At 66.3% G+C, this 7,135-nt stretch carries 7 protein-coding genes; 4 read left to right on the plus strand and 3 right to left on the minus strand.

Translation table 11 applies throughout. The annotated features are described in order from the left end of the window. Together INE98_RS10800 and INE98_RS10805 are read right to left on the minus strand one after the other, a co-directional pair. A partial coding sequence (locus INE98_RS10800; protein WP_293538858.1) for a biotin/lipoyl-binding protein occupies positions 1–355 on the minus strand: 355 nt, incomplete at its 3' end. A 904-nt stretch (positions 356–1,259) separates the two neighbouring features. After that, a complete protein-coding gene (locus tag INE98_RS10805; RefSeq protein WP_293538860.1) occupies positions 1,260–2,174 on the minus strand; it encodes a LysR family transcriptional regulator in 915 nt (304 codons plus the stop codon). A gap of 138 nt (positions 2,175–2,312) precedes the next feature. Between INE98_RS10805 and INE98_RS10810 the strand changes: the two genes are divergently transcribed. Both INE98_RS10810 and INE98_RS10815 read left to right on the plus strand, forming a co-directional pair. Further along, on the plus strand, positions 2,313–2,927 hold the full coding sequence (locus tag INE98_RS10810) for a pyridoxamine 5'-phosphate oxidase family protein (protein WP_293538862.1): 615 nt from the start codon (positions 2,313–2,315) through the stop codon (positions 2,925–2,927). Positions 2,928–3,476: 549 nt separating this feature from the next. Further along, the gene (locus INE98_RS10815; RefSeq protein ID WP_293538864.1) at positions 3,477–4,862 is read left to right on the plus strand and encodes a M24 family metallopeptidase; all 1,386 of its coding nucleotides are present in this window, start codon (positions 3,477–3,479) and stop codon (positions 4,860–4,862) included. A gap of 37 nt (positions 4,863–4,899) precedes the next feature. Here the strand turns inward: INE98_RS10815 and INE98_RS10820 are convergent, their stop codons facing one another. After that, a complete protein-coding gene (locus tag INE98_RS10820; RefSeq protein ID WP_293538865.1) occupies positions 4,900–5,331 on the minus strand; it encodes an Lrp/AsnC family transcriptional regulator in 432 nt (143 codons plus the stop codon). 120 nt (positions 5,332–5,451) lie between these two features. On the opposite strand from INE98_RS10820, the gene INE98_RS10825 reads away from it, so the two are divergent. After that, entirely contained in the window at positions 5,452–6,561 is a 1,110-nt protein-coding gene (locus INE98_RS10825; RefSeq protein WP_293538867.1) for a saccharopine dehydrogenase family protein, read from the plus strand. Between the two features lie 8 nt (positions 6,562–6,569). Continuing rightward, positions 6,570–7,135 (plus strand): aldehyde dehydrogenase family protein (locus tag INE98_RS10830; RefSeq protein WP_293538868.1); only part of this gene is annotated, 566 nt, incomplete at its 3' end.

Raw genomic sequence — 7,135 nt, forward strand, 5'->3', positions numbered from 1 at the left:
CGAGGACGGCGAGGACATCGCCCTTGCTAACCACCTGTCCCTCTTCGACACGAACCTCGACGACACGACCTGTGACTTCGGCGGCCACGGTGGCCCTCGACCTGGCGACCACATATCCCGAAGCGGTGAGCCCGCTGGCGCGAACCGGGCCCGGCGTGACGGCGACCGCCGGCGTGGCTGCGGGCTGAGGTTTGGGCTGCGGTCGGGCGAGCCATCCGACCGCACCACCCAGGGCGAGGCAAACGACGGCGACCAGGGCCGGAACCCTCCAGCCTCCAGAGGTCTCCGGCGCCCCTGCCGAGGTCGCTGGACCCAGCGTCAGGGATCTCAACAGCTCTGACTTGTCGTCGCTCATTCGGTTGGTTTCCTGGACCGGTCGCAGGCCTCTACTCCGTTTCGTGGCGGTCGCTCACGCCCCTTTGGGTCGCTGAACTCCCCGGGGCATTAAGCCCGAAGTCGAGACCCTCCGCCATAGCCGGGTTCCCATAGAGCGCGCCGTGCAGGCTCTTTAGATCGGGAAAGACCGGATCATCCCAAAGCCAGCGTCGATTGAGGCTGGCGACCGGTCTGCCCGCAGGGCATTCGGCGGGATGTCTGTCGCATCGCGCCCTTCCTGCTGGAGCGCCCACGCTTTGCGTCTCCAGTTCGCCCCTCTGATCGCCACTGTTGTCTCCGGCGGCTTCTCGGACCCTCTTCACGCTGCAGCGCCAGGATCGGCGACTCCGGCGAGCAACGGCCCGGTCATCTGCGGGGCCGACGACGTCGCCGCCCTTCCGGGACCGCGCCGGGTCTGGGTGGAGAACCGAGTCCTCTCGGATCGTCCCGACACCCCTCCGGCGTATCTTGAGACCTCGGCGCGAGGCGAGAGTCCGGCCCCTGTCCGAGCCAGTGTCGCGCACCTCGCGCAACGTGGGGTGAGGACACAGCTCGCTTGGCATGGGATGGGCCTGCACAGCCACGAAGAGATCGCCGTGATCGCCTTCCTGGGACCTCAACACCCCGTCAGCCATGTTCGTCGACCAGGCCTGGTTCTCTCGGCGAACGGCCCAGTCCTGCCGACGCCACAGTCGTCAGTCTGCATGCCAACATCCGCCATGTCGAATTCGCCGGCCCGACTAAGGGGCTGATCGATGAACCTGCGAATCTGGCGGGCCTTACCGACCGGTTCCGCGTAAGCGTCTACAGCGCGCGCCTGGAATGGTCCCTGCTGGGACCCCCGAGCTCCCGGCTAAGGGCCCTGCCTTCGCGACAGGCCGGAGCTATCGAAAGGCGTCTTCGATCTGTGCCAAGACTCGGTTGAGCCTTGGTCCCACATAGTCAAGGAAGGCGCGCCGCTTCAGCGGCTGAACGGGATCTGCGGGGTAGACCAGACTGACCGGTGCAGGTCGGACCGGCTGGTCCGGGAACAGAGGCTTCAGCCGGCCCTCCACTATGGCTTCGGCGACCTGATAGGACATCAATCTCGCGATGCCCAGGCCCGCTGCCGCCGCCTCGACCACGGCATCCGCGGTATTGACAGAAAAGCGCGGCGCGATCGTCACCCGCGTCTCTGACGGGCCCTCGCCGAACGACCAGGTCCGCCGGCGCTGAAGGCCTTCGAATGCGATGCAGTCGTGTTCGGGCAAGCCATCCGGGGCGGTCGGTTCCCCCCGACGGCGGAGATAGTCGGGACTGGCGCAGACGGTCCACCGAACCTTGCCCGCCTGGCGGGCGATCAAGCGGCTGTCCGGAAGGGGACCAATTCGGATGGCGACATCGATATGCGCCTCCTCAAGGTCAATAATCTGGTCCGTCAGGATCAGGCTCACCGTCACCGGCGGATAAGCGGCCAGAAAGTCATGCACAATCGGGGCCACATGAAGCTTGCCAAACATGATCGGCGCGGTCACGCGCAGGTTCCCCCGGGGTTCCCGATACTCGCCGCCCGCCGTGCGTTCGGCTTCCGAGAGGGCGTCGAGGATGCGCCGCGCTGCGGCTACAAAAACCTCGCCGGCTTCCGTCAGGATCAGTCGTCGGCGGTGGCGTACAAGGAACCTCACCCCGAGTCGGGTTTCTAGGTCTGATATCCGCCGGGTCACCGTTGGCAGGGGCGTAGATAGAGCGCGCGACGCCGCCGAGAGACTGCCGCCATCGACAGCCGCCAGCAGGGTGCGCATGGCCTCAAAGCGATCCATTTAACTTCCGAAAAACGGAAACATCATTTTAATTGATAGGGAATTGTCATCTACAGCGAAAGTTTTAAGAGGTAAACATCCGGCGGCGCTCGCCATGCGGGCCGACTGCACTTTGGTGACCTGAAAGGAGAGTTCTACATGACGCCATCCAGCGACGTCGCCTTCACCCCCATTGTGAAGTCTATTCAGTCAGAGCGCGGATCCCGTGAGTACTACGCTAAGGTGGAAGCGCGCGGGGGGTTTCGCACCGAGGTGACAGAGGACCTGACGGAGTTACTGTCTAAGGTCAACACCGCCTACCTTGCCACCTCAAACAGTGTGGGTCAGCCCTACGCCCAGCATCGCGGTGGGCCAAAGGGGTTCATCCGGATGATCGATGATAAAACTCTGGCCTTCGCTGATTTCGTCGGCAACTACCAGTATGTGACCATTGGGAACCTTGCGGAAAACCCAAAGGCGTTCCTGTTCCTGATGGATTACGCCAACCGGCGGAGGATCAAGATCTGGGGTCGGGCCTGGATCAGCCAGGATCCGGTTCTGGTGGCCAGTCTGACGCCGAAAGATTATCGGGCCCGGGTCGAACAGGCGATCCTTTTCGAAATTGAAGCCTGGGACATCAATTGCAAGCAGCACATCCCGCGTCTCCTGGACGCCACTGAAGTCGAAGTGATTGTCAACGAACTCAGCCTTCGGATAGCAGAGCTTGAAGAGCAGAATGCGTCTTTAAGGGCCCTGATTGCGCAGAAGGGTTGAAGCTGTCTGCTCACCATCTCGGGACTGGAGAGCGGAGTTCGATTGGGTCACAGAACCTCGCCCTCACGGATGAGTGGACCTGAGTGCGAGAGTTGTCAGGCAGCCTCACGTGCCGGAGCGAGGGGCCTGCGGGTATGGGTTCTGGTCAAGGCGAGGAGTGACGGCGAGGCGGGCGGCAGGCCTTCCGGCTCCGCCTGGGTGGAAGTCATAAGTCTGTGCAATGGCGATCTGTAGCAGGCGGGCGTGTTTGTCACGGACAATGGGCTTGCGCCGTCTTCTGATGGCGCACGCTTGGCCATGAACGGGGGGCGATCCGTGGCAAGGAGGCCTTTCACTTCGGCTGAAGACCCGGTGGCCGTTCCGAATAGGGGAGGTTGGCGACCGCGATAAGGCGATCGCCCGGGTCAGGCGTCGCCCCTACCCACGCCGGGCCACACTGTGATCGAGATTCGTCCTTCCAACACTGGGATCTGAACGGTCGCCCCGTTGTGTGTGTCACGCTTTCCGTGGGATGTAGGCGGGTCCTGACCCGCTCCGGAGCCCCCCGCCTTGCGCCTGACCCAGCTCGCCGTTCTTGCCATCGCGACCAGCCTCCTCACAACGGCCCTGGCCGTTGCGGCGCCGGGGCTGCGGGATTCCGGTCCTCCCCAGCAGGGGCGGGCTATCCACAGCGCCGGTGATCTAGCGGTACTGCCGGGGCCCGCCCGGGTCGAGGTGGAGAACCGGATCCTGGCGGATCGCCTCGATACGCTTCTGCCGCGCCTGATGGCCGAGTCCGGCCTGGACATGTGGGTCGTCATCAACCGCGAGTACGCCGAAGACCCGGTCTACTTCACCCTTGTCCCGCAGCCGTCCTTCGCCGCCCGTCGGACGACCATGCTGGTCTTCTTCCGCAAGGCCGACGGGACGGTGGAGCGCCTGTCCGTCAATCGCTACCCCTTGGGAGGCCCCTATACGGCGGCCTGGTCCGGAGGCGACCTGGACGCCCAGTGGAAGGCGCTGGCCGATGTGATCGTGAGTCGCAATCCTCAGCGCATCGGGATCAATGTGTCTCGGCACTGGCCTGTGGCGGACGGCCTGACCGCCGCCCTTCGGGACCGGCTGGAAGAGGTCCTGCCCGCCGGTTACGCGCAGCGTCTCACCCCGGCCGAACCCCTGGTGATCCGTTGGCTGGAGACCCGCACGCCCGCCGAGATCGAGGTCTATCCCCAGGTTGTCGCCCTGGCCCGGGGCGTGATCGCCGAGGCCTTCAGCGAGCGGGTGATCACGCCGGGCGTCACCCGGACCGAGGATGTGGCCTGGTACATCCGCAGCCGGTTCGAGGGCCTGGGACTGCCAGTCTGGTTCTTCCCGGACGTGAACCTGCAGAGGCGCGGGACGGCCTGCACTGCGGAGGGCGCCTTCTGCGGCGAGGAGGGGGTGATCCAGCGCGGGGACGTCCTCCACACCGATGTGGGCATCTGCTACCTGAAGCTCTGCACGGACACCCAGGAGATGGGTTATGTCTTGCGCCTGGGCGAGACGGGGCCGCCGGCGGGGCTGCTCGCCGCGATGGAGGCCGGCAATCGCTGGCAAGACCTTCTGACCGCGAGCTTCTCCACCGGCCGGACCGGCAACGAGGTGCTGGCCAGGGCGCTCGAGGCCTCCCGCAAGGCCGGCCTGAGGGCCAGCGTCTACAGCCATCCCCTCGGCTTCTTCGGTCATGCGCCTGGCCCGACTATCGGCATGTGGGACAACCAGGGGCGGACGGCGGTGCAGGGCGACTGGCCCCTGCATGCGAACACCGGCTACGCCATCGAGGGGAACATCCGGCACGCGGTTGCGGAGTGGGGAGGACAGTTCGTCCAGATGAAGCTGGAGCAGAGCGCCCTCTTTGACGGAGAGCGGGTGATCTACCTCGCGGGACGGCAGACGAGCTGGCATCTGGTGCGTTAAGGCCGCGCCTCCCGGAATCTGCCGCACCGGACGCCCGCTACCGCCGGAACTTGGTCGCCAGAATGATGGCGGAGTTGGTCCGCTCAACCCCCGGAATCAGGCCGATCCGGTCGATGGCGGCGTCCAGCTCGGCCACGTTCGCCGCCGAGGCGATGGCGATCATGTCGTACTCGCCGCTGACGGAATGCAGCTCGCGGACCTGGGGCAGGGCCCGGGCCGCCGCCTCCACCGCCCGGGACTCCCGGGGCGCCACCTTGATCAGGACATGGGCGCGGACCGCCCCGGCCTCGAAGTCTTCAGCGAGCCTAAGGGCGTAGCCCCGGATCACGCCCCTGCGCTCAAGGCGCTCCAGCCGTCCCTGGACAGTGGTGCGCGACCGGCCCACCCGCCGGGCGAGGTCCGCCGTGCTCTCCCGCGCGTTCTCCCGCAAGGCGGCCAGCAGGGCCTGGTCGATCTCATCAAGTTGCATTGCGCCGACTTTCCTCGTCATTACGCCGAAATAATAACGGCGGAACGCCTATATGGACCTGTACACCGTCGGAGAACCGGGGCCCACTGAATCTGTTGCAGCGGCGCCGGAGGTCGGGTCATGAAGCGCGTGGCGATTGTCGGGGCGGGCAAGATCGGCGGGGTGATCGCTGATCTTCTCGCAGGGTCCGGGGACTACGACGTCGAAATCTTCGACGCCTCGGCGAGCAGCCTGGAACGACTGGTGACCCAGCGCCCGGTGCGCCGGCGCCTGATGGATGTCCGCAGCGAGGCCTTCCCGGAGGCCCTGCGGGGCGCCTTTGCCGTCCTGAACGCGGCGCCCTACCACGCCACCACGGCAGTCGCTCGCGCCGCCCGTGAGGCCGGGGTGCACTACCTTGACCTTACCGAGGACGTGGCCAGCACGCGGGAGGTCAAGGATCTTGCGCAGGGCGCGCCTTGCGCCTTCATCCCGCAATGCGGTCTGGCGCCCGGCTTCATCAGCATCGTCGCCCACGACCTGGCGTCCCAGTTCGACAGCCTGGAGGAGGTCCGTCTCCGGGTCGGCGCCTTGCCGCAGTTCCCCAGCAACACGCTGAACTACAACATTACCTGGAGCACGGACGGGGTCATCAACGAGTATTGCGAGCCGTGCGAAGCGATCGTTGATGGTCGCCTGCGCGAAACCCAGGCCCTCGAGGAGCGCGAGGAGTTCTCGCTGGATGGCGTCACCTATGAGGCCTTCAACACCTCGGGAGGGCTGGGGACCCTCTGCGAGACCCTGGCCGGCCGGGTGCGAAACCTGAATTACCGCACCATCCGGTATCCGGGGCACGCCGCCATCATGAAGACCCTGCTGCATGATCTGGGTCTGCGGGACCGCCGGGACGTGCTGAAGGACATCCTCGAGAACGCCTTGCCCTCGACCCTGCAGGACGTTGTCGTGATCTTCGTCACGGTCAGCGGCCGCAAGCACGACGCCCTGGTGCAGGTCAGCTACGCCAACAAGGTCTACGCCGCCCCGGTCGAGGGGGTGATGCGCAGCGGCATCCAGATCACCACGGCCTCCGCCATCTGCGCCGTGCTGGACATGCTGGCGGCGGGCGATCTTCCCCAGTCGGGTTTTGTCCGGCAGGAACAGATTTCGCTCGCGGCCTTCCTGGCCAATCGCTTTGGTCGCAACTACGCCGCCGCCGACACCGGCCTGCAGCCCGGCGCGCGGGTCGCCTGAGAGGCTCCATGTCCGACGTCTTCGAGAACCCCGCCCAGGACGCCCTCGTCCTTCTCGCCCGCCTGGGTGTTCCCTCTCAGGCCCTCGAGGGCGGCGACCTGCCGGCCCGCACGCCGATTACGGGCGAGGAGATCTGCCGGGTCGCCTCGGTCTCGCCCGCGGAGGCGTCGGCGCGGATCGGCGCGGCGCACGCCGCCTTCCTGGCCTGGCGTCGTGTGCCCGCACCGCGGCGCGGGGAGCTGGTCCGGCTCTTCGGCGAGGAGCTCCGGGCCGCCAAGGCCGACCTCGGACGCCTGGTGACCCTGGAGGCCGGGAAGGTCCTCTCCGAGGGCCTGGGCGAGGTCCAGGAGATGATCGACATCTGCGACTTCGCGGTCGGTCTCTCTCGCCAGCTCTACGGCCTGACCCTAGCCACCGAGCGCCCGGACCACCGGATGATGGAGACCTGGCATCCGCTGGGCGTGGTGGGGGTGATCTCGGCCTTCAACTTCCCCGTGGCGGTCTGGTCCTGGAACGCCGCACTGGCCCTCGTTTGTGGCAACGCGGTGGCCTGGAAGCCCTCGGAGAAGACCCC

Origin of the sequence: Phenylobacterium sp., from assembly GCF_020253645.1 — a bacterium.
In the GTDB taxonomy this organism is placed as follows: Bacteria; Pseudomonadota; Alphaproteobacteria; order Caulobacterales; family Caulobacteraceae; genus Phenylobacterium.

Bases quoted from the DNA above. Each gene is read 5' to 3' on its own strand.
- INE98_RS10810 (WP_293538862.1), top strand. From the start codon at position 2,313: ATGACGCCATCCAGCGACGTCGCCTTCACCCCCATTGTGAAGTCTATT.
- INE98_RS10805 (WP_293538860.1), bottom strand. From the start codon at position 2,174: ATGGATCGCTTTGAGGCCATGCGCACCCTGCTGGCGGCTGTCGATGGC.
- INE98_RS10820 (WP_293538865.1), bottom strand. From the start codon at position 5,331: ATGCAACTTGATGAGATCGACCAGGCCCTGCTGGCCGCCTTGCGGGAG.
- INE98_RS10825 (WP_293538867.1), top strand. From the start codon at position 5,452: ATGAAGCGCGTGGCGATTGTCGGGGCGGGCAAGATCGGCGGGGTGATC.